The following is a 22,530-nucleotide window of genomic DNA, read 5'->3' as shown; positions in this document are numbered from 1 at the left end:
AAGTAATAAAATAATGGCTCTTTAATGTGTTTATGTAATTACAACTTTTAATTGTTAAAAATGAATATAAATAAAAAAGGCACCCTGAGGTGCCTTTTTTTATTGTCAGTCTAAACTTAGAATTGCTCTGAGTTTAATGCTTGGCTGAATGCTTGGTCTACTTCGCTGAAGTCATTATGAAGCTCATGTTCTGCAGCTTCTGCTTCTTGACGACGACGCTCTAAGTGGTATGCAAGACCAGTACCAGCTGGAATCAAGCGGCCCACAACAACGTTTTCTTTCAAGCCACGTAAATCATCTTCTTTACCTGTTACAGCAGCTTCAGTTAACACACGAGTTGTTTCCTGGAACGATGCAGCAGAGATGAACGAGTCAGTAGAAAGCGATGCTTTCGTAATACCCATCAATTGACGTTCAAACTTCGCAGGGAACTTGTTCTGAGCCAAGACAGCTTGGTTCTCTTGAACAACACGGATGTAATCCACTTGTTCGCCTTTAATGAAGCTTGTATCACCACCATCGATGATATCAACTTTACGCAACATTTGACGTACGATAACTTCAATGTGCTTGTCGTTGATTTTTACACCTTGGAGACGGTAGACGTCTTGAACTTCGTTCACGATGTAGTTAGTTAAAGCAACTTCACCTTTCAAGCGTAAGATGTCATGTGGGTTTTGTGGACCATCAGAAATGGTTTCACCACGGTTCACATGTTCACCTTCAAACACGTTGATTTGACGCCATTTTGGAATCAACTCTTCGTAAATTTCAGAACCGTCATCTGGAGTAATTACTAAACGGTTCTTACCTTTAGTCTCTTTACCAAAGCTTACGATACCAGATACTTCTGCCAAGATCGCATGTTCTTTCGGCTTACGTGCTTCGAACAAGTCAGCAACACGTGGAAGACCACCGGTAATATCACGAGTACGTGAAGATTCTTGTGGTACACGACCAATAACGTCACCCACACCAATTGTTTCGCCATCACGAACGGTAACAATCGTGTTTTGTGGTAAGAAGTAGAACTGTTCACCACCATCAGCCGTATCCAATACGATTGCTGGACGTAAATCTTTACCAGAAGCAGGACGTGCTGTTACAGGCAAGATTTCAACAGTTGTCATACCAGTTGCATCATCAGTTTTCGATGTTGCAGTTACACCATCAGCGATTTGGCTGAAACGTGCTTTACCAGCAACTTCTGTTACTAATGGATGTGTATGCGGATCCCAAGTTGCAACGATACCACCTGCCTCAACGACTTCACCATCTTTCAACAAGATGCTTGCACCGTAAGGAAGTTTATAACGCTCACGCTCACGGCCTAACTCATCAGCAATACCAATTTCACCTGAACGTGAAACTGAAACCAAGTGACCTTTCGCGTGTTGTACAGTTTTCACGTTGTGGAAACGTACAGTACCTTTGTTACGTACTTGAACACTGTTTGCAGCAGAAGTTCGGCTCGCAGCACCACCTACGTGGAACGTACGCATCGTTAACTGTGTACCTGGCTCACCAATTGATTGCGCAGCCATTACACCTACTGATTCACCTGGGTTCACCAAGTGACCACGTGCAAGGTCACGACCATAACAACGAGCACATACACCGAATGTAGATTCACAAGCGATTACAGAACGTACTTTAACTTCATCGACACCAGCTTCTTCAAGCTGAGCTGCGATTTTCTCGTCAATTAACGTACCGCGAGGTAATACAACTTCATCATCAGATGCACGACGTACATCTTCAGCAGTTACACGACCTAATACGCGGTCACGTAATGGCTCGATGACATCACCACCTTGAATGAATGGAGTCATTACTAAACCACCCGCTGTACCACAGTCAGGCTCGGTAATTACTAAATCTTGCGCTACATCTACAAGACGACGAGTCAAGTAACCAGAGTTCGCAGTTTTTAATGCTGTATCGGCCAAACCTTTACGCGCACCGTGTGTTGAAATAAAGTACTGAAGTACTGTCAAACCTTCACGGAAGTTCGCTTTAATCGGTGTCTCAATAATCGAGCCATCCGGTTTTGCCATCAAACCACGCATACCAGCAAGCTGACGAATCTGTGCCGCACTACCACGGGCACCAGAGTCAGACATCATATAGATGCTATTGAATGATTTTTGCTTCTCGTCTTCACCTTGTTTGTTTTTAACAACAGTGTAAGACAAGTTATCCATCATCGCTTTCGCAACTTGGTCGTTTGTACGCGCCCAGATATCGACAACTTTGTTATAACGCTCACCAGCAGTTACGAAACCTTGTTCGAACTGTTGTTCGATTTCACGAACTTCTGTTTCCGCTTTATCAATAATTGTGTGTTTCGTAGGTGGAATTAACATGTCTTCCATACCTACAGATACACCTGAACGAGTCGCTTGACGGAAGCCCAAGTACATTAACTGGTCAGCGAAGATAACAGTATCTTTCAAACCAAGTTTACGGTAGCAAGAGTTGATTAACTTAGAGATGTTCTTTTTAGTCATCTCAAGGTTGATCATGTCAAAACTTAAACCTTGTGGAACAACTTCCCAAAGTAAGCAACGACCTGGTGTTGTATCAACGATAATAGTTTGGTGTTCACGTTCACCATTTTCATTGATAACAGTTTGATGCACACGCACTTTAACACGCGCATGAATCGCAACTTGACCAGTTGCAAGTGCACGGTTTACTTCGTGAGTATCCGCAAACACCATGCCTTCACCTTTCGCATTTACTGCATCACGAGTGATGTAGTAAAGACCCAAGACAACGTCTTGAGATGGAACGATGATTGGCTCACCGTTTGCAGGTGACAAGATGTTGTTCGTTGACATCATCAATGCACGAGCTTCTAACTGTGCTTCAAGTGTCAATGGAACGTGTACCGCCATTTGGTCACCGTCGAAGTCGGCGTTGAACGCAGCACAAACGAGTGGGTGAAGACGGATTGCCTTACCTTCAATAAGAATAGGTTCAAATGCTTGAAGACCTAAACGGTGAAGTGTTGGCGCACGGTTCAACATCACTGGATGTTGACGAATTACAGATGCAAGAACGTCCCAAACTTCCGGAGTCTCGCGCTCAACCATTTTCTTCGCAGCTTTAATGGTTGTTGCCTGACCTGAAGCTTGTAATTTCGCGAAAATAAATGGTTTGAATAATTCAAGTGCCATTTTCTTCGGAAGACCACATTGGTGAAGACGTAAAGTAGGACCTACAGTAATTACCGAACGACCAGAGTAGTCAACACGCTTACCTAACAAGTTCTGACGGAAACGACCTTGTTTACCTTTGATCATGTCTGCCAAAGATTTTAATGGACGTTTGTTAGAACCAGTGATTGCGCGACCACGACGACCGTTATCAAGCAATGCATCTACAGACTCTTGTAACATACGTTTTTCGTTACGTACGATAATGTCTGGCGCTGCAAGGTCAAGAAGACGCTTCAAACGGTTGTTACGGTTAATCACACGACGATATAAATCGTTCAAGTCAGAAGTCGCGAAACGACCACCTTCAAGTGGAACTAATGGACGTAAATCTGGTGGAAGCACCGGAAGTACATTCATTACCATCCATTCTGGCTTGTTGTTCGAGTCTTTGAATGCTTCCATCAATTTCAAGCGTTTAGATGCTTTTTTCAACTTCGTTTCAGAAGTTGTTTGAGGAATTTCTTCACGTAAACGAGCAATTTCAGCTTCAAGGTCAATGTCTTTCAACAAGTCTTGAACTGCTTCCGCACCCATTTTCGCAACGAACTCGTCACCGTGCTCTTCTAAAGCTGTAAAGTATTCTTCGTCATTAAGAAGTTGATACTTTTCAAATGGTGTCATACCAGGATCAGTAACAACGTATGATTCGAAATACAATACACGTTCGATATCACGAAGTGTCATATCAAGTAATAAACCGATACGGCTAGGTAACGATTTTAAGAACCAGATATGCGCAACTGGAGAAGCAAGTTCAATGTGACCCATACGTTCACGACGAACTTTCGCTGTAGTTACTTCAACGCCACATTTTTCACAAATGACGCCTTTGTATTTCATACGCTTGTATTTACCACACAAGCATTCGTAATCTTTTACTGGACCAAAGATTTTGGCACAGAATAAACCATCACGTTCTGGTTTGAACGTACGGTAGTTGATTGTCTCAGGTTTTTTAACTTCACCATGAGACCATGACTTAATCATTTCTGGTGACGCAAGACCAATACGGATACGGTCGAACTCAACTGGCGCATGACCATCTGAATCCGTTTTCTTACGCATGATATCGAGCAAGTCTTTCAATTTTTTTCTCCGTGTGTCGGGAAGCCTCGCTTACCCGACTGGGTCACAAATATTGTTTTTTCCTAAAAAATCGTGAGTCTTACGACTTAGTCACCATTTTTCAGTTCAATGTTGATACCTAAAGAACGGATCTCTTTGGTCAATACGTTGAACGATTCAGGCATACCCGGATCCATATAATGGTTACCATCTACAATATTCTTATAGATGCGAGTACGTCCTTCAACGTCATCCGACTTCACTGTGAGCATTTCTTGAAGTGTATATGCTGCACCGTATGCCTCAAGTGCCCATACTTCCATCTCACCGAAACGCTGACCACCGAATTGTGCTTTACCACCAAGCGGTTGTTGTGTAACTAATGAGTAAGAACCAGTTGAACGTGCATGCATCTTGTCATCAACCAAGTGGTTCAACTTCAACATGTACATGTAACCAACAGTTACTGGACGGTCAAACTGTTCACCTGTACGTCCGTCAAACAATACTGTTTGACCTGTACGTGAAATGTCAGCCAATTCAAGTAAATCTTTAATTTGACTTTCTTCAGCACCATCAAATACAGGAGTAGCCAAAGGAACACCAGCACGTAAGTTGCCTGAAAGTGCTAGGATTTCATCATCAGTCAAGCTATCAAGATCTTCTTGCTCGCCACCGACTTTGTTATAAATCTTGTCTAAGAATTCACGTAGCTCTAAAACTGTACGCTGTTCTTTCAACATTTTTTCGATTTTGTCACCAAGCCCTTTAGCCGCCATACCCAAGTGAGTCTCAAGAATCTGACCCACGTTCATACGAGATGGTACGCCCAACGGGTTCAATACGATATCTACCGGTACACCATTCGCATCGTGTGGCATGTCTTCAACAGGTAAGATGTTAGATACAACACCCTTGTTACCGTGACGACCAGCCATCTTATCACCAGGCTGAATACGACGTTTAACAGCTAAGTAAACCTTAACAACTTTCAATACACCAGTTGTTAACTCATCACCTGTTGCAAGCTTACGTTTCTTCTCAGCGAATTTCTCATCAATTTCTGCGCTCTTCTCTTTCAAGAACACTTGAATTTGAGTTAAACGCTCAGCGATTGCTTCATCTGTCGGTTGAATTTCAAGTAAATCAACAAGCTCTAAACCAGACAATAAATCTTCAGAAAGTTTATCACCACGTTTAGTTGAACCACCGCCATTAGACTCTTGGCCTTTAAGTAAACGAATTACACGCTCACGAGCCGCTTCTTCGAAGATTTTGTATTCTTCTTTCAAGTCTTTACGGTAAGAATCAAGCTGTGCTTTTTCAATCGCTAATGCACGGTCATCTTTCTCTAAGCCATCACGAGTGAAGACTTGAACGTCGATAACTGTACCTTTAGTACCAGATGGAACACGTAAAGATGAATCTTTAACGTCAGCAGCTTTTTCACCAAAGATTGCACGAAGCAATTTTTCTTCAGGAGTTAACTGAGTTTCGCCTTTAGGGGTTACTTTACCAACTAAGATGTCACCAGCAGTAACTTCAGCACCGATATAAACGATACCTGATTCATCAAGTTTAGAAAGTGCAGCTTCACCTACGTTAGGAATATCGGCAGTAATTTCTTCTGCACCTAACTTAGTATCACGTGCTACACATGACAATTCTTGAATATGAATAGAAGTTAAACGGTCTTCTTGAAGAACACGCTCAGATAACAAGATCGAGTCTTCGTAGTTGTAACCATTCCATGTCATGAACGCTACACGCATGTTTTGACCAAGCGCAAGTTCACCCATGTCTGTTGATGGACCGTCTGCCAAGATGTCACCACGAGCAACTTTGTCGCCCAAATTCACGATAACATTTTGGTTAATACAAGTATTTTGGTTCGAACGTGTATATTTGATGAGGTTATAGATATCTACACCTGCCTCACCTGCAACCATTTCATCTTCGTTTACACGAATAACGATACGAGAAGCATCTACATATTCAATTGCACCACCACGGTTTGCGATTACACACACACCTGAGTCACGTGCTACGTTCGCTTCCATACCTGTACCGACAAGTGGCTTGTCAGCACGTAAAGTAGGAACAGCCTGACGTTGCATGTTCGAACCCATCAATGCACGGTTCGCGTCATCGTGTTCAAGGAATGGAATAAGTGATGCAGCAACAGATACAACCTGCTGTGCAGAAACGTCCATATGCGTCACTTTTTCAGGTGGCATACGTACAAATTCACCTTGGTGACGAACAGAAACGAATTCTTCTGTTAAGTTGCCATCTTTATCTACAGCAGAGTCGGCCTGTGCAATAACAGTACCTACTTCTTCAATAGCAGATAAATATTCAACTGCATCAGTTACACGACCATCTACTACTCTACGGTATGGTGTTTCCAAGAAACCGAAGTCATTCGCTTTTGCATATACAGAAAGCGAGTTGATCAAACCAATGTTTGGACCTTCAGGAGTTTCAATTGGACAAACACGGCCATAGTGAGTTTGATGTACGTCACGTACTTCGAAGCCTGCACGCTCACGTGTTAAACCACCAGGACCAAGCGCAGATACACGACGCTTATGTGTAATCTCAGATAATGGGTTGTTTTGGTCCATGAACTGAGATAACTGGCTTGAACCAAAGAATTCTTTGATTGCAGCAGCAACTGGTTTAGCGTTAATCAAGTCTTGTGGAGACAAGTTATCTGTTTCTGCTTGGCTTAAACGTTCTTTAACAGCACGCTCAACACGAACCAAACCAACACGGAATTGGTTCTCTGTCATTTCACCAACAGAACGTACACGACGGTTACCCAAGTGGTCGATATCGTCCACTTCACCTTTACCGTTACGGATTTCAACCAATGTACGTAATACATCGATAATATCTTCGTGCGATAAAATACCTTCAACTTCACGTGACTTCTGGTCAGTACCAACTTCGTAAGGACGACCTAAACGACGGTTGAACTTCATACGACCTACTGGAGATAAGTCATAACGCTCAGAAGAGAAGAACAAGTTATTGAATAAATTTTCAGCAGCTTCTTTTGTTGGTGGCTCGCCCGGACGCATTACTTTGTAGATTTCTACTAATGCTTCTTCACGTCCCGCTGTTGTGTCTGCACGTAATGTATCAGCAACAAAAGAACCACGGTCGATGTCGTTCGTGAACAGGATGTTAAATTGCTTAACACCACCTTCTGCCAACTTCACCATTACTTCATGGCTTAACAACGTATTCGCAGCAATCACTTCACCATCACGTAAAGTAATGTCTTCAGCAGTAATACGCTCATATAAGTATTCATCAGGAACTGAAAGTTTAGTTAAACCTGCAGCTTCCATTTGACGTACGTGACGCGCATTAATACGTTTACCTTGCTCAACAATGACTTTACCTTCATTGTCAGCAATATCAAATTGAGCCATTTCACCACGTAAACGCTCAGGAACAAGGTCAATTTGATAACTGCCCATGTCAAGATACACAGGTACTTTTTCGTAGAACAAATTCAAGATTTGTTCATTGTTATAACCTAGTGCACGTAACACAACAGTAGCAAGTAATTTACGACGACGGTCAATACGTACGTAAACAAGGTCTTTTGCATCAAATTCAAAGTCTAACCATGAACCACGGTAAGGAATGATACGTGCTGAATACAACACTTTACCACTTGAGTGAGTCTTACCTTTGTCATGATCGAAGAACACGCCTGGTGAACGGTGTAATTGAGATACGATTACACGCTCAGTACCATTGATAACAAAGGTACCATTTTCAGTCATCAGTGGGATTTCACCCATATAGACTTCTTGTTCACGTACGTCTTTAATTGATTTAGTTTCGCGATCTTTAATAATCAAACGAATTTTAACGCGCATTGGTGCCGCATAAGTCGAACCACGAAGAATACATTCGCGTACATCGAACTCAGGTTTACCAAGGCTATACTCAACAAATTCTAAAGCAGCATTGCCAGAATAACTTTCGATAGGAAAAACTGAACGAAATGCGGCTTGGAGACCGATATCTTCGCGGTTTTTTGGAGTTTTGCCATCTTGCAAGAATGTTCTGTACGAATCGACCTGGATCGATAATAAGTACGGTGCATCCATTACTTGGGGCAATTTACCAAAATTCTTACGGATCCGTTTCTTTTCGGTATATGAGTATGCCATCTGGAGTCCTCGGAAAGTAAACTAAGCCCGCCTGCAGAACGGGCTCAGAAGGAATTACGCAGGCCGATATGGCCACCACTGTTTACAAATGCTGCAATTTTTAGTGGTATAAAAACGCTTAACAATATTTTTAAAAATGAAAAATATTGGTAAACATTTGAAATTTCTTGTTTTATTTAGATTTTTCTAAAAATCAAACAAAACTAACAAAAATCGAGCCGATTATTGTAACGCAAAAAGGCTGATGACCCAAGAGCCATCAGCCATTTTATGGAGCCGATTTAAAAACCGACTCCTTTTACAATTACTTAAGTGTAACTGTAGCACCAGCTTCTTCAAGTTTCTTCTTAAGTTCTTCGCCTTCTTCTTTAGAAACGCCTTCTTTAAGAACTTGAGGAGCACCTTCAACTAGGTCTTTAGCTTCTTTAAGACCAAGGCCAGTTGCTTCACGAACTGCTTTAATTACAGCTACTTTGTTAGCACCGAAAGAAGTCAACTCAACGTTGAATTCAGTTTGTTCTTCAGCAGCAGCAGCAGCGCCACCAGCTGGAGCAGCAACAGCAACAGCTGCAGCTGAAACGTTGAATTTCTCTTCGAAAGCAGAAATTAATTCAACAAGTTCAAGAACAGTTTTTTCAGCAACTGCGTTTAAGATTTCTTCGTTAGTTAAAGCCATGAGAATAACTCCAAATGGATATTGAATGGTGTGTAAAATTGATTAAGCAGCTTCTGACTCGTTTTTCTCTTTGAGCGCTGTAATGAGGCGACCCAATTTCGAAATAGGAGCTTGAAGAACAGAGGCAAGCATAGTAAGCGCTTTCTCTTGGTTTGGAAGATTAGCAATAACGCTAACATCAGCACCTTGATAAACTTTGCCGTCAAATGCAGCAGCTTTTAATTCAAATGCTTTGTTAGTTTTTGCAAATTCTTCAAACAAGCGTGCAGCTGCACCCATGTCATCTTCAGAAGTTGAAAAACCTAGAATTGTTGGACCAACAAGGTTGTCGTTCAAGATATCAAATTGAGTACCTTGGAATGCGCGCTTAGCCAAAGTGTTACGTACGATACGTGTAGTTACACCTAACTTACGAGCTTCAACACGAAGTGTTGTTAATTGCTCTACGCTTAAACCTTGATAGTCAGCAACAACGGCTGCAAACGCTTTAGAAGCAACTTCACTTACTTCTGAAACGATCTGTTTTTTGTCTTCGATAAGAAGAGCCATTGTAAAACCTCCTAAGGTGATTTATGCACCCAATGGGCACACTCCCAATTCGTAAGCCTTTCGACTTACACGCGGAGGAGGAACAAATCACACCACCGCGTCTACGCAGGCTGGGTTATTAAGAAAAGTCGCTATTCGAAAATAACACCTTCTCGCCTGAGGTCTTTGACGCTGATAAATTCTCATTCATCAATTCAAAGTCCGCCTGATAAGCAAGAGTCAAAGCGTTGCTTTGACTGCGCAAAAATAGAAACTTATTTCTATTTTTGCTACCTACTCAATCAGGACTTTAAAATTCTGTACAGAACTAAGTTAAAACTTAGTTAGAAACGTTGTTTACATCAACAGTAAGACCAGGACCCATAGTTGAGCTCAAAGTGATCTTTTTGATGTATACGCCTTTAGAAGTTGCAGGTTTTAACTTTTTCAAGTCAGCAACTAAAGTTTCAACGTTTTGACGGATTGCAGCAGCATCAAAGCCAACTTGACCAATCGCAGCGTGGATAATACCCGCTTTGTCTACACGGTAACGAGCCTGACCAGATTTTGCGTTTTTAACAGCATTCGCAACATCAGGAGTTACAGTACCTACTTTAGGGTTTGGCATTAAACCACGTGGACCAAGAATTGTACCGAGCTTACCAACAACACGCATAGCGTCTGGAGCAGCGATTACAACATCAAAGTCAAGGTTTCCACCTTGGATGCTTTCAGCAAGGTCATCAAAACCTACAACATCAGCACCAGCTTCTTTAGCAGCTTCTGCTTGAGCGCCTTGAGCAAATACAGCTACACGTACAGTTTTACCAGTACCTGCAGGTAATGTAGTAGCACCACGAACAACCTGATCAGATTTACGTGGATCTACGCCAAGGTTTACAGAAATGTCTAAAGATTCTTTGAACTTTGCAGCAGGTAAGCTGTTAAGAACCTGTACTGCTTCTTCCAAAGTGTAAACTTTGTTTGCTTCTACAGCAGCAGCAATGGCTTTTTGACGTTTAGTTAACTTTGCCATGTCTTATAGCTCCACTTCCAAGCCCATAGAACGTGCAGAACCAGCGATGGTACGAACACGCGCGTCTAAATCAGCACCAGTTAAGTCTGGTTCTTTAGTAGTCGCGATTTCTTCTAATTGAGCACGAGTCAACTTACCAACTTTAGTTTTGTTAGGTACAGATGAACCCTTTTGGATACCAGCAGCTTTCTTAAGAAGAATAGAAGCTGGAGGAGTTTTCATGATGAATGTGAACGACTTGTCGTTGTACACAGTAATCACTACAGGAATTGGAAGACCTGGTTCAACTTTTTGTGTAGCAGCATTGAATTCTTTACAGAATGCCATGATGTTTACACCACGTTGACCTAGTGCAGGACCAATTGGTGGAGATGGATTTGCTTTACCAGCTGGAACTTGCAGCTTGATATAGCCGTCAATCTTCTTAGCCATTTTAAAATACCTCTGGGTACAGGCGCCGTTAGGCTCCCCAATTTCTACGTAACAATACTGTTACAACAACAATGCCCGATAAAATCGGGCGCTTTTCAACCAATTAAGATTAAATCGTTTTTTCGACTTGGCGAAATTCGAGTTCAACCTGAGTTGGTCGATTAAACACGTTAATCGTCAACGTTAAACGTGACTTGTCGTATTGAACCTCTTCCACCACACCTTTAAAGTCTGTGAATGGACCGTCAATAACGAGTAATTCTTCACCTGGTTCAAACATCGTCTTAGGACGTGGAGCTTCACCAGTATTACGTACACGCGCAAGAATCGCATCTGCTTCACGTTGAGTGATTGGCGCTGGTTTTTCAGGTGTACCACCGATAAAACCTAATACTTTTGGACATTCTTTAACAATGTGCCAAGTATCATCATTCATTTCCATTTCAACTAACACATAGCCAGGAAAGAATTTACGCTCAGATTTACGTTTCTTACCATCCTTCATTTCTACCACTTCTTCGGTAGGAACCAGGACATCACCAAAGCTATCGGCAACAGCGCTACGCTGGATTCGTTCTGTAAGTGAACGCATCACTTGTTTTTCATAACCAGAGTAGGCATGAATAATGTACCAACGTTTCATAGCTCTTTTACCCGATAATCAACTTAATTAACCAACCCAAACCATAGTCAAAGCACCATAATACTAACGATGCAACAACTACAACCAATAGAACCTGCCACGATGTAGTGACTGTTTCTTGTTTTGTTGGCCAAGTTACTCGACGCAATTCGACTCGTGCATCTTTCAGCAAACGAACGAAGCCTTTACCTTGATGGGTGGCGTATAATAAACCTAAAGCCACAACGATACAAGCAAAAATTACCCCAACGCGCACCCATACATTATTTGCAGGGGCCCAATACGCTGGTAAATGCTGATTCACCATGGTAGCTGAGAGCAATAATGCAATTGCTATCACCCATAGAACAATATCTAAAGGCGAACCAGTACGAACAACTTCAGCAGAATTATTTCTTTGAGGAATTGGCGCGTCGCTCAATGCGTCACGCGATTTATCATTCGACATTTTTGTACTCGTCGTAGAACTCGCGACTTATTATATGAACAACTAAGCCAGCATCAAGCTTTTTATTTCAAAATATGGCAGGTCAGGAGGGACTCGAACCCCCAACATTCGGTTTTGGAGACCGACGCTCTACCAATTGAACTACTGACCTATAAAGCAAGTTGAGAGCCAAAGCTCTCAACTTGAGACGTAATTCGTCACTATATTATGCTTATGCAGTTACTTTCGCAACAACACCAGCACCTACAGTACGACCACCTTCACGGATCGCAAAACGTAGACCTGGGTCCATTGCGATTGGGTGGATTAATTCTACTGACATTTCAACGTTGTCGCCTGGCATTACCATTTCAACGCCTTCTTTCAACTGGATCGCACCAGTTACGTCAGTTGTACGGAAGTAGAACTGTGGACGGTAACCATTTAAGAATGGAGTGTGACGACCACCTTCTTCTTTAGAAAGTACGTATACTTCTGCGTCGAATTTAGTGTGCGGCTTGATTGTACCTGGTTTAGCAAGTACTTGACCACGTTGTACGTCTTCACGCTTAGTACCACGAAGTAATACACCACAGTTCTCGCCTGCACGGCCTTCGTCAAGAAGTTTACGGAACATTTCTACGCCAGTTACAGTTGTTTTAACTGTATCTTTAATACCAACGATCTCTACTTCTTCACCAACTTTAACGATACCAGATTCTACACGGCCTGTTACTACTGTACCACGACCAGAAATTGAGAATACGTCTTCGATTGGCATTAAGAATGCTTTATCGATAGCACGTTCTGGTTCTGGGATGTAAGAGTCAAGAGCTGCTACAAGAGCAAGAACTGATTCTTCACCGTAAGGACCTGCTTCACCGTTAAGAGCAGCAAGAGCTGAACCACGGATTACTGGAGTGTCATCACCTGGGAAGTCGTAAGTAGAAAGAAGTTCACGAACTTCCATTTCTACTAATTCAAGTAATTCTTCGTCGTCAACAAGGTCGCACTTGTTTAAGAATACGATGATGTAAGGTACACCAACCTGACGAGAAAGAAGGATGTGTTCACGAGTTTGTGGCATTGGACCGTCAGTCGCAGCACATACAAGGATCGCGCCGTCCATCTGAGCAGCACCAGTGATCATGTTTTTAACGTAATCGGCGTGGCCCGGGCAGTCAACGTGTGCGTAGTGACGAATTGGAGAATCGTATTCTACGTGTGAAGTATTAATTGTAATACCACGTGCTTTTTCTTCAGGTGCTGAGTCGATTTGTGAGTAATCTTTCGCTTCACCGCCGTAAGTTTTTGCACAAATAGTTGCAATCGCAGCAGTTAAAGTTGTTTTACCATGGTCAACGTGACCGATTGTACCCACGTTTACGTGTGGTTTATTACGTTCAAACTTGGCTTTAGCCATGATGATCTTCCTCGTTTACGTCGAACCAACTACAAATGGCACTGAGCTAACTCAGCTTATCGACATATCGCCTAAAAAACAGACACCCAATACTTGAAAAGCAGACTATATAGCCTGCTTTTTGAAAACTTTGTGGAAATCCACTCAAACTTTAATATCTGGAGCTCTTATCGAGATTTGAACTCGAGACCTCTCCCTTACCAAGGGAGTGCTCTACCACTGAGCTATAAGAGCGACTATCCTTCGATGGAGCGGGAGACGAGGATCGAACTCGCGACATGCAGCTTGGAAGGCTGCCGCTCTACCAACTGAGCTACTCCCGCAACGTTGGTAATAACCACTTCATTCGAAGTTTAGGATGGTGGTGAGAGAAGGATTCGAACCTTCGAAGCTTTCGCAACAGAGTTACAGTCTGCCCCCTTTGGCCGCTCGGGAATCTCACCAATATCGCACTTATCTACAGTGCTGTTCTTTACTCATTCAACTTAACACTTTAAAATGGTGCCGGCACACGGATTCGAACTGTGGACCTACTGATTACAAGTCAGTTGCTCTACCAACTGAGCTATGCCGGCGTTTCTTAGTGTTTCGTACGTTTCGTATCGGAACGGTGTGCAGTTTAGCAAAACTTCCAAACGATGCAAGCGGTTTTTTAAAAAAAACCGCTAAAAACTCATAAAATCAATCCGTTTGATGATAATTCAACCGCTTTGATCACTGCGCGAGCTTTTATTTGGGTTTCATTCCACTCAGATTCTGGATTTGAGTCAGCAACGAGCCCTGCTCCAGCTTGCACATACACTTTTTTATCACGGATAACGCAAGTACGGATTGCAATCGACATATCCATTTCACCATGCCAACCTAAATATCCCACTGCTCCACCAAAGACACCTCGTTTCACAGGCTCTACTTCATCAATAATTTCCATTGCACGAATTTTTGGGGCGCCCGATAACGTTCCTGCTGGGAATGTCGCTTTAAACACGTCAAGCGCGTCGATATCATCACGCACTTCGCCTTGTACATTTGAAACAATATGCATGACATGTGAATAGCGCTCAATCACCATTTGATCCGTTACTTGGACCTTACCTATTTTTGATACGCGTCCCACATCATTTCGACCAAGATCAATCAACATTAAATGTTCAGCAATCTCTTTTTCGTCAGAAAGCAAATCTTTTTCTAGTGCAATATCTTCTTCTTTAGTTTTGCCGCGTGGTCTGGTTCCCGCTAAAGGCCGAACTGTAGCAATGCCGTTTTCTAAACGAGATAAAATTTCTGGTGAAGAACCAACAATATGAAATGGTTTCTTATCAGTAATCGTTTGCCCTTGTACCAAGAATAAATAAGGCGAAGGATTTAAATGACGTAATGCACGGTAAACCTGTAAAGCTTCACCATCAAAATCAGAAACCATGCGCTGCCCTGGAACAACTTGCATCACATCACCAGCACGGATGTATTCTTTAACTTTTTCTACTGTCTCTAAGAATTTTGCTTTACCAGTAATAGATTCAAAATGAGGAGGTGTATGTGGCTTCGCTTGTAAACTGACTGGTGTAGCCAACAGTTGTTCTAATTGATCTAATTTTTGCTGTGCATCAGCATAGGCATTACTCTGCTCTGCATCCGCATGAACAATTAAAAATAACGTATCTTTAAGATTGTCAAAAACGATAACTGTTTTTGAAAGCATCAACCACAAATCTGGAAGCGTAATTGGATCGGCTGTAGGAACATTCTTTAAACGTGGCTCGATATAGCGGACTGCATCATAACCCAAATAACCTACTAATCCGCCAGTAAAGGTTGGCAAATCCGGTAAGAGCTCGGCTGGAGGTACTTTAAATTGTTTTTGGAATTCACGAATGTATTGGAACGGATCTAGACAATCTTGTTGTGTAATTGACCCATCAGCATGCTGTATAGATAAAACACCAGCATTGCAGGAAAAAACTGTCGATTCACCCAATCCGATCATAGAGTAGCGCGCCCAATTCTCTCCACCCTCAACCGACTCAAATAAGTAAGCTTGTGTTTGGTCTTTAAAGCGGGCAAAAACTGATAATGGGGTTTCTGTATCTGCCAAGCGTTGGCGATAAACTGGAATAGTGTTGTAGCCAGCAGCCTTAAGTTGCTCAAATTGCGCTAATGTTGTCATGAATCATCTCTAATATGGTTTCGATTTAAAAGTGTGTTTTTCTAGATTCGATTTAGACACGCCATCGAAAAACCATACGCTTATTCATTCTTATCTCCATTTTCTTCATTAGACAATTAACTCAGCAAGACTATCAACAACTTGCTGAGGTTGGCAATCATAGATATTTTCTCCATGATTATAGCCATAGCTAACCACAATACAATCAATTCCGGCACGGCGTGCAGCTTCAATATCATTACTTGAGTCACCAATCATTAACGATTGTGAAGCAGATGTTTTTAGGCTTTCCATGCAATGTAATAATGGCAGTGGGTGTGGTTTTCTTTCAGGTAAGCTATCTCCTCCAAGTACAACTTGGAAATAAGGAGAAAGCTCTAATGCATCTAGTAACCCTTGAGCAAGTTTGACAGGCTTATTGGTCACACATGCCATTTTAATATTCAAAGTTTGGCAATGTTTTAAAAATTCAGGTACACCAGGGTAAATTTGAGTATTCACACAAAGCTCTGCACCATATATGTCTAGAAACTTTTGCAGTAAAATTTTATGTTGTTCAGCATCTAGTTTCCCAAACAAATGAAGCAAGACACTTTCACAAAGTTTTGAAGCACCCTTACCTACCCATTCACGTATTTGTGCTTCTGTTACTAATGGCCAACCGAGTGTTTGCAGACTTAAATTCATAGACCGATATAAATCGGCAGCGGAATCCACCAAGGTTCCATCCAGATCAAATAAAATTAAATCGCGCTTACTTAGTTGTGCAACAGACATTTTCTTCTACTCAAAATTAAAAAGGCATGCGTTTAGCATGCCTTGATTGTAAAAGCACCAACGAATTATTTAAAGAATAACCATGCTAATACAGCCAAAATCACTAAAATAATAATAGTGATTAAACCAACCGAAGCATTCTTCTGCTGCTCTTTTTCTTCAGCAACACGAGAAACAGGCTCATCAAAAGTAACAGGTGATGGTTGTTTTACATTGACATCCACACCCTCTGGAATAGGTGCAGGCTTTGGTATAGAAACATTCTGCGGCATACCATCGCGGCGAACTTCTGTTTCTGCAGCACGCTCTGCAAGGCTTGGCATTCCTTGATCACTTAAGTCTTGTGTTGGTGCAGCGGTTTGCACTGGTTCTGCTTCAATTTCAGGTAAATCGAGATTTTCTTGAGCAGGTGCTAAAACTGAGAATTTAAAACTCGCAAACTGAACAATATCGCCATCATGAAGCTGCTTTTCTTGCTCAATACGAATATCGTTTACAAACGTACCATTTGATGAATTAAGGTCTTGTACCCATAGCAATTGGTCTTTTAAAAGCAATGCTGCATGGCGACGTGAAATTTCAGCGGCTTGTAATAGCAAATCGGCATCTTGGTGACGTCCCACCAACATATCACGATCAACACTAATTTCTTGACCAGTAAATTCACCAGTAATTGCTTGTAGTTTCCAAGTCATGCCTATGTCCTATTCATTTTTTATCAATCATAACATGCTACTACGGCACTGTGCTTGGACGCAGTGTCGTAGTTGTTACTGTATTTTTAGTTCGATTCACTTCTGGATCAGGTAATTGCAAAGTTTGCTTTTGAACTGCTGGCTCTACTGCTACGGGGGTTATTACTGTCGTCGTTTTTCCGCCTGAAGGAACTTGTTGATAATTTTTTGGCTGAGAAATAATACCTGGAGGTGTCATTTTTTGATTGTAAACATCATCAACCTGCTCAGGTAGTTTTGCAAAATTACCGTTCTTATCCATAGCTAATTGCAGGCTATACAGCTGGTTATAGCGCTGCTGAGTCAAACGACGTACATCATTTGCGTCACCAACAATCGTCGGGTGAATAAAGACGAGAAGATTACGTTTTACATTACTTCTGTTATCTGATCGGAACAATCGTCCAACATAAGGGATACTGCTTAATCCAGGTATGCCTTGTCTTGAAAGTGATGTGTCATCTGATACCAAACCACCAAGCACTACAGTTTGTCCATGTTCAGCTAAAACAGCCGTTTTAATAGCACGCTTACTCGTCACCAAGTCAGCTGCTTGTCCACGACTATCTTGAACAGCAGAGACTTCTTGCTCTACCTCCAGACGAACCGTACCGCCTTCACCAATATGTGGAACAACTTTTAATGTCACACCAACATCTTTGCGTTCAACAGTTGTATAGGGATTGATACCTGTACTATTGGTAGTGACCGACCCAGTGACAAATGGAACGTTCTGACCTACAACAATATAAGCCTCTTCATTATCCATCGTCACGATAGATGGTGTAGAAAGTAAGTTTGATTTTGTATTGGCTTTGAGAGCCTGAATTAATGCACCATAGGCCTTACGAGAGTTATCAAAATTACCCAATCCTAAAGTTGCACCATTACCTTTATTAGCTCCATTAGCGATAGCAGATGCAGCTCCAGCCGAACCACCCGATAAATAACCAGCAGCGATAGAAGATAAACTCGCCCCTACATTACTAAAGCTAAGTAAACCAATCCCACTAGATAAATCACCGAGTGCCCATTGAATTCCAAGTTGATCTGCATCATCTCCAGATACTTCAATAATTGCGGCCTCAATAAGCACTTGTTGACGACGAACGTCTAGTTGTTGAATCGCTGATTCAATTTCACGCATTAATTGTGGATCAGCCTTAACAACCAATGAGTTTTGAGCACTATCTGCAATGATGCTTACACCATTTTGGCTAAAGCTAGAGATATTGTTCTGATTATTATTGTTTGAATTACCATTTAGGTTAATTGATGGAGTAGATATTGAACTGCCATTTGAACCTGATGTGTTTGAACCAGAGTTCTGATTATTCCCAATCAAATTATTCATCGTATTCGATGAGTTAGATGAATTCTTGTTATTACTCGATGAAGATACTGCCTGACCAGTGACTAAACCTTGCAAAATTTCTGACAGGCTTTTAGCACTTGCGTATTTCAAACGGAAAACTTTTAAACCACCTAAACGGTCAGCAGAAGGTACATCCAGCATTTCAATCATGTGGCGAATACGCTTACGTGTTCCTGGATCGCCTTTGACTAAAATACGGTTGGTTCGATTATCAGCAATAATACGAATACGAGCACCACTGAAATCTTTCGATGCTCCTGTTGCACTCATCGCTTCAAGTTGAGTGATAATTTCTTCTGCTTGGCTCGACTGAAGGTTGATGGCTTCAATATCGTTCTGCCCAGTTCCGTCTAAGTTACGGATAATATTTTCAAGCTGATAGATATTTGCCGCACGGTCCGAAACAATTAGTGCATTAGTCCCTGCAATCGCAGCCATATGCGCAAATTGAGGCATTAAAGGGCGCAGTGCTGGAATTAAGTCATTTGGATTGGTATTTTCAAGCCAAATCACTCGTGTAACGATTTGATCACCGCGAACTTTATTTCGAGAATCGTAAGGAATTCCTGAGTTTTTAACATTGCTATCTGGCACAAGCTTAATCGTATTACCAGAAGGAATCGCAACAACCCCATTTACATTTAAAACCCCAAGAAATAGGTCATAAACCTCATCTTTATTTAATGGTTTATTCGAAATGACTGTGACATTACCACGCACTCTTGGATCTACAGCGAAGTTCTTTCCTGTAATGTCTGCAACTTCATTAATAAAGGCAGTTAAGTCAGCATCACGTAAATTGATCTTCCATGTTTGGGCATAGGCACTGCTACTCACTGTCGCAATCAATGGGGCTGCTGCAAGTAATGCCCAAAGTGGACGTTGATGATTCAATAAAGCCATAACTCGCGATATTTCCTAACTCTTATGGTGACGTGTTATCACTAAAAATTTTGTTGTATGGTCATCACTTGATCACCACGTTTTATTTCTATTTTTACTTGTCCTGCTCTACGAGCTTGTTCAAGTAATTGCACATCCGTTTGCCCTTGCCCAACCGTTTGACCATTTAAAGAGACAATTCGATCGCCAGGCCTTAAACCTAACTTATTTCTAAGCGCAGACGGTGTACGTTCTGTAACTTCATAACCTTCACTTGAGTTGCCACTGACCCCCATATCTTTGAGGTACTGCTCTCGGTTACCTTGCATCTGCTGAATCGCTTGCCCTAGAGCCTGTTGAGTCGTATTTACAGATGCCGTAGGTTGAGACGGTGTAGCAGCAGGTTGTTGTTGTGAAGCATCTGGCGTCATAGGTTGATATAAACCATTTGGCAAACCTTTAAACTCAAGTTCGCGACTACTGCCATTTCCTTGACGCAATACCACATGATCCCAATAAACTTCTGCCAGTTGGTAAGAAGTAGAACCAATAGTTTCACCAACTCGATAACGCTCAGCAGTATTATCAATTTTAATAACAGCTGAAGAAAAGCGGTTTGGATAACCCACCATCACGCCTTGTAATTCTAGATTCACATTTTCCTGAGCCGCATTGGCAGAAGGTTCATTAAAAAGTGAAAAAGTACTAATGTTTGGTATTTGTGGCTGCTGGGAACCGAGTTCTACCCGATCAAACTGCATCATTTGTGGAGGAGCAATCACCAACCAAAAAAATGAAGCCAATTTCCAACACAACCATAAAATTAAAATGGCTAAGACGACTACACTGAGTCGATCTAATTTTTGCCATTGTAATTGCTGTAATTTATCAAGCCATGCTTTCATTAGTTACCACCTTGTAATAATGGTTGGCGAGAACTAATGACAAAAGTATCTAAACCAGCTTTTCCGTCATAAGATGGAACATTAAGCAATAAACGCTGTGTGAGTTGAACATCAAGCATCATATTGGCATCAAGTAAAAGATTCGCCATTTTTTGATTTCGCTGATCACGGATGTCAACTTGTAGCTGTCCATTGTGGTCAGCCAACTGCCCACTTAAAGAAGGCATGTTCATACGATCTTGACGATCACCAATATTATAAACTAGTGCTCCGCCACCCCAATGCAATTGCCCATCAACCGCTGCAAAGCCCTGCTCTTTTTTATAATTAAGTTGGATATCTTTAAGTTGAATGCTGTTTACAGGCCATTGCCAGTTCACAATCTGCTTCAGTGTTTCTGGAGCAACTTGACCATTCATATTTCGTACAATTACTTTTTTGCCAAAACCATATGCCATGATTCCTGCTAATTGCGTATTACCACTATGAATATCAACATCTGCAGCAAAGCGTAATAAAAGTAAATCTAGCGGTCTGGTTTTCCAGTGGATGGTTCCTCGTAAAGCACCACGATGCCAGTCAGCTTGCCCCTGCCAGATATTGCCACTTACATTATGGACAGTTTGATTATTCTTTGAAAATTTAGAGATAAGCCAAGTCGCCGGAATCTGTAAAATAATAAAAATTAAAAATGCAATGAGGGCAAAAAACCACCACTTCCATTGCTTAGACTTTTTCTTCATTCAGCCTTACCAACATGCAAATTATCGTCCTTATATGAGAGTTCCTCTCTAGTCTGACATTATGCATACTTTTTCAACATCGCCAATTCACTTCATATAAAAAAACCAAGCAATCAGGCTTGGCGTCTTCTTAAAGACTATAAGTTGTACGTATGACAAAATCATGAAAATTGACGATTGATCTTACTAAATGCAAATTTAGTCTCAACAATGTATTTATTTAGGAATTTAAACACTTTATTGAATACTTCATTTTTAAAATAAAAGTTTTAATTTTTTTTAAAATAAAAAAGCCAAACTAAATCGCTTGGCTTTTTAAGAGGCAATACAATTAGATTAAGAAATCTTCAAGTTTTGCACCTTTTTCAATTTCAGCAACTAACCAACGTGGTTGTTTACCGCGACCAGTCCAAGTCTCTTCAGAGTTGTTTTTGTTACGGTAGCGTGGCTCTACAGATTTACGTGTTGTTTTCTTACGTTTTTGAGCACCAAACTCAAGAAGTTGTTCAACACTAAAACCTACATTTTCTGCAATCTCGATAATTTGATTATAAGCATCTTCGATTGCTTGATCTTTTTTGCTTGCAATTAAAGCTTCTGCTTCTTCTTGTAAGCGTTTTAACTCTTCAACAGATAATTCACTAATATCCGGTTTCATTAATAAATACTCCAGTCTTACAGACAATTCAAATAATACAGACAAAATTTAAAAACATTAAATCATAACCAATAGTATTTATAATCTATTCAATAAGCAATAGTTTGAAAGACAAGTTCGTCAGAATAATGCTATAAATTTACTTTTTAATTACATTAATAATTATAATTGAAATATATTTTCTTAATATTTATTTAAGCTAAATGTATTAAGTCATGTCCTACTGATTTTTCTAATTCAATAATTTTACTTTTTACTTCATTTGGTATTTCACATTTTAATCCTGTCATTTTATCTATACAGACCATTACAGCTTCACCTGTAGCAACGATTTGCTGTTGTGCCTCACTCCATAATATATAAGCCATACGGAATGCGCTATTGCGCATCTCCTCTACGCGAACCCCTACTTTTAATACATCTGGATAAAACACGGGTTTTAAATATTTGCACTGACTTGAAGCAACAACAGTATATATATTTGGGGTCAATATATTTACATTTTCCATATATAAAATACGTGAGCTTTCAATATATCTATAATACTGTACATTATTGACATGACCAAAAGCATCCATATCTCCCCATGCTACTTTCTGGTCGTATATTACAGGGTAGACAGACAGTTCTTTCATTTTT

17 protein-coding genes and 5 tRNA genes are annotated in these 22,530 nt (G+C 41.1%); all 22 read right to left on the bottom strand.

The features are described 5' to 3' along the window. Positions 1–116 precede the first annotated feature (116 nt). Positions 117–4,310, bottom strand: a complete 4,194-nt coding sequence (gene rpoC / locus ACG59Z_RS14490) for a DNA-directed RNA polymerase subunit beta' (RefSeq protein ID WP_311087017.1) — start codon at positions 4,308–4,310, stop codon at positions 117–119. A gap of 86 nt (positions 4,311–4,396) precedes the next feature. Next, on the bottom strand, positions 4,397–8,485 hold the full coding sequence (rpoB, locus tag ACG59Z_RS14485) for a DNA-directed RNA polymerase subunit beta (RefSeq protein ID WP_263612767.1): 4,089 nt from the start codon (positions 8,483–8,485) through the stop codon (positions 4,397–4,399). 304 nt (positions 8,486–8,789) lie between these two features. Continuing rightward, a complete protein-coding gene (gene rplL, locus ACG59Z_RS14480) occupies positions 8,790–9,161 on the bottom strand; it encodes a 50S ribosomal protein L7/L12 (RefSeq protein WP_174728237.1) in 372 nt (123 codons plus the stop codon). 42 nt (positions 9,162–9,203) lie between these two features. Further along, a complete protein-coding gene (gene rplJ, locus ACG59Z_RS14475; RefSeq protein ID WP_002157004.1) occupies positions 9,204–9,710 on the bottom strand; it encodes a 50S ribosomal protein L10 in 507 nt (168 codons plus the stop codon). A gap of 319 nt (positions 9,711–10,029) precedes the next feature. Next, positions 10,030–10,725 carry a 50S ribosomal protein L1 gene (rplA, locus tag ACG59Z_RS14470; protein ID WP_002156922.1) on the bottom strand — a complete coding sequence of 232 codons (696 nt, stop codon included), beginning with the start codon at positions 10,723–10,725 and terminating at the stop codon, positions 10,030–10,032. Positions 10,726–10,728: 3 nt separating this feature from the next. Beyond that, positions 10,729–11,157 (bottom strand): 50S ribosomal protein L11, encoded by a 429-nt coding sequence (rplK, locus tag ACG59Z_RS14465; protein WP_001074682.1) that lies wholly within the window; start codon positions 11,155–11,157, stop codon positions 10,729–10,731. Between the two features lie 109 nt (positions 11,158–11,266). Continuing rightward, complete coding sequence (gene nusG / locus ACG59Z_RS14460) at positions 11,267–11,800, bottom strand: transcription termination/antitermination protein NusG (protein WP_002115092.1); 534 nt, start codon at positions 11,798–11,800, stop codon at positions 11,267–11,269. 7 nt (positions 11,801–11,807) lie between these two features. Next, positions 11,808–12,248 carry a preprotein translocase subunit SecE gene (secE, locus tag ACG59Z_RS14455; RefSeq protein ID WP_002157045.1) on the bottom strand — a complete coding sequence of 147 codons (441 nt, stop codon included), beginning with the start codon at positions 12,246–12,248 and terminating at the stop codon, positions 11,808–11,810. A 75-nt stretch (positions 12,249–12,323) separates the two neighbouring features. Beyond that, a tRNA-Trp gene (locus ACG59Z_RS14450) sits at positions 12,324–12,399 on the bottom strand. Between the two features lie 60 nt (positions 12,400–12,459). Then, positions 12,460–13,650 (bottom strand): elongation factor Tu, encoded by a 1,191-nt coding sequence (tuf, locus tag ACG59Z_RS14445; protein ID WP_002157016.1) that lies wholly within the window; start codon positions 13,648–13,650, stop codon positions 12,460–12,462. A 159-nt stretch (positions 13,651–13,809) separates the two neighbouring features. Then, a tRNA-Thr gene (locus ACG59Z_RS14440) sits at positions 13,810–13,884 on the bottom strand. Between the two features lie 13 nt (positions 13,885–13,897). Continuing rightward, positions 13,898–13,973 (bottom strand) — tRNA-Gly (locus tag ACG59Z_RS14435). A 36-nt stretch (positions 13,974–14,009) separates the two neighbouring features. Further along, positions 14,010–14,093: transfer RNA gene (locus tag ACG59Z_RS14430), tRNA-Tyr, on the bottom strand. Positions 14,094–14,149: 56 nt separating this feature from the next. Further along, positions 14,150–14,225: transfer RNA gene (locus tag ACG59Z_RS14425), tRNA-Thr, on the bottom strand. Positions 14,226–14,323: 98 nt separating this feature from the next. After that, positions 14,324–15,817, bottom strand: a complete 1,494-nt coding sequence (gene trpE, locus ACG59Z_RS14420) for an anthranilate synthase component I (protein ID WP_031952251.1) — start codon at positions 15,815–15,817, stop codon at positions 14,324–14,326. A gap of 108 nt (positions 15,818–15,925) precedes the next feature. Beyond that, the gene (locus ACG59Z_RS14415; protein ID WP_396519921.1) at positions 15,926–16,594 is read right to left on the bottom strand and encodes a phosphoglycolate phosphatase; all 669 of its coding nucleotides are present in this window, start codon (positions 16,592–16,594) and stop codon (positions 15,926–15,928) included. Positions 16,595–16,659: 65 nt separating this feature from the next. Next, positions 16,660–17,289 carry an FHA domain-containing protein gene (locus tag ACG59Z_RS14410; protein ID WP_263612764.1) on the bottom strand — a complete coding sequence of 210 codons (630 nt, stop codon included), beginning with the start codon at positions 17,287–17,289 and terminating at the stop codon, positions 16,660–16,662. A gap of 40 nt (positions 17,290–17,329) precedes the next feature. Next, positions 17,330–19,606: a type II secretion system secretin GspD gene (gene gspD / locus ACG59Z_RS14405; RefSeq protein WP_400199935.1), complete on the bottom strand. Its 2,277-nt coding sequence runs from the start codon at positions 19,604–19,606 to the stop codon at positions 17,330–17,332. 41 nt (positions 19,607–19,647) lie between these two features. Then, positions 19,648–20,490, bottom strand: coding sequence for a type II secretion system protein N (locus tag ACG59Z_RS14400; protein WP_400199933.1), 843 nt, complete (start codon positions 20,488–20,490; stop codon positions 19,648–19,650). Further along, entirely contained in the window at positions 20,490–21,233 is a 744-nt protein-coding gene (gspN, locus tag ACG59Z_RS14395) for a type II secretion system protein N (protein WP_400199931.1), read from the bottom strand. The genes ACG59Z_RS14400 and gspN overlap by 1 nt, the downstream gene beginning before the upstream one ends. A gap of 331 nt (positions 21,234–21,564) precedes the next feature. Continuing rightward, a complete protein-coding gene (locus ACG59Z_RS14390; RefSeq protein WP_002053185.1) occupies positions 21,565–21,891 on the bottom strand; it encodes an H-NS family nucleoid-associated regulatory protein in 327 nt (108 codons plus the stop codon). 194 nt (positions 21,892–22,085) lie between these two features. Beyond that, positions 22,086–22,526 carry a thioesterase family protein gene (locus ACG59Z_RS14385; RefSeq protein ID WP_263612760.1) on the bottom strand — a complete coding sequence of 147 codons (441 nt, stop codon included), beginning with the start codon at positions 22,524–22,526 and terminating at the stop codon, positions 22,086–22,088. Positions 22,527–22,530: the final 4 nt, after the last annotated feature.

This window comes from Acinetobacter sp. ABJ_C1_1 (assembly GCF_044684115.1).
GTDB lineage: Bacteria > Pseudomonadota > Gammaproteobacteria > Pseudomonadales > Moraxellaceae > Acinetobacter > Acinetobacter nosocomialis_A.
The sequence above is the reverse complement of the archived record's forward strand: the minus strand, read 5'-3'. Positions and strand labels throughout refer to the sequence as shown.

Bases quoted from the DNA above. Each gene is read 5' to 3' on its own strand.
- rpoB (WP_263612767.1), bottom strand. From the start codon at position 8,485: ATGGCATACTCATATACCGAAAAGAAACGGATCCGTAAGAATTTTGGT.
- rplL (WP_174728237.1), bottom strand. From the start codon at position 9,161: ATGGCTTTAACTAACGAAGAAATCTTAAACGCAGTTGCTGAAAAAACT.
- rplJ (WP_002157004.1), bottom strand. From the start codon at position 9,710: ATGGCTCTTCTTATCGAAGACAAAAAACAGATCGTTTCAGAAGTAAGT.
- rplA (WP_002156922.1), bottom strand. From the start codon at position 10,725: ATGGCAAAGTTAACTAAACGTCAAAAAGCCATTGCTGCTGCTGTAGAA.
- rplK (WP_001074682.1), bottom strand. From the start codon at position 11,157: ATGGCTAAGAAGATTGACGGCTATATCAAGCTGCAAGTTCCAGCTGGT.
- nusG (WP_002115092.1), bottom strand. From the start codon at position 11,800: ATGAAACGTTGGTACATTATTCATGCCTACTCTGGTTATGAAAAACAA.
- secE (WP_002157045.1), bottom strand. From the start codon at position 12,248: ATGTCGAATGATAAATCGCGTGACGCATTGAGCGACGCGCCAATTCCT.
- tuf (WP_002157016.1), bottom strand. From the start codon at position 13,650: ATGGCTAAAGCCAAGTTTGAACGTAATAAACCACACGTAAACGTGGGT.
- trpE (WP_031952251.1), bottom strand. From the start codon at position 15,817: ATGACAACATTAGCGCAATTTGAGCAACTTAAGGCTGCTGGCTACAAC.
- ACG59Z_RS14415 (WP_396519921.1), bottom strand. From the start codon at position 16,594: ATGTCTGTTGCACAACTAAGTAAGCGCGATTTAATTTTATTTGATCTG.
- ACG59Z_RS14410 (WP_263612764.1), bottom strand. From the start codon at position 17,289: ATGACTTGGAAACTACAAGCAATTACTGGTGAATTTACTGGTCAAGAA.
- gspD (WP_400199935.1), bottom strand. From the start codon at position 19,606: ATGGCTTTATTGAATCATCAACGTCCACTTTGGGCATTACTTGCAGCA.
- ACG59Z_RS14400 (WP_400199933.1), bottom strand. From the start codon at position 20,490: ATGAAAGCATGGCTTGATAAATTACAGCAATTACAATGGCAAAAATTA.
- gspN (WP_400199931.1), bottom strand. From the start codon at position 21,233: ATGAAGAAAAAGTCTAAGCAATGGAAGTGGTGGTTTTTTGCCCTCATT.
- ACG59Z_RS14390 (WP_002053185.1), bottom strand. From the start codon at position 21,891: ATGAAACCGGATATTAGTGAATTATCTGTTGAAGAGTTAAAACGCTTA.
- ACG59Z_RS14385 (WP_263612760.1), bottom strand. From the start codon at position 22,526: ATGAAAGAACTGTCTGTCTACCCTGTAATATACGACCAGAAAGTAGCA.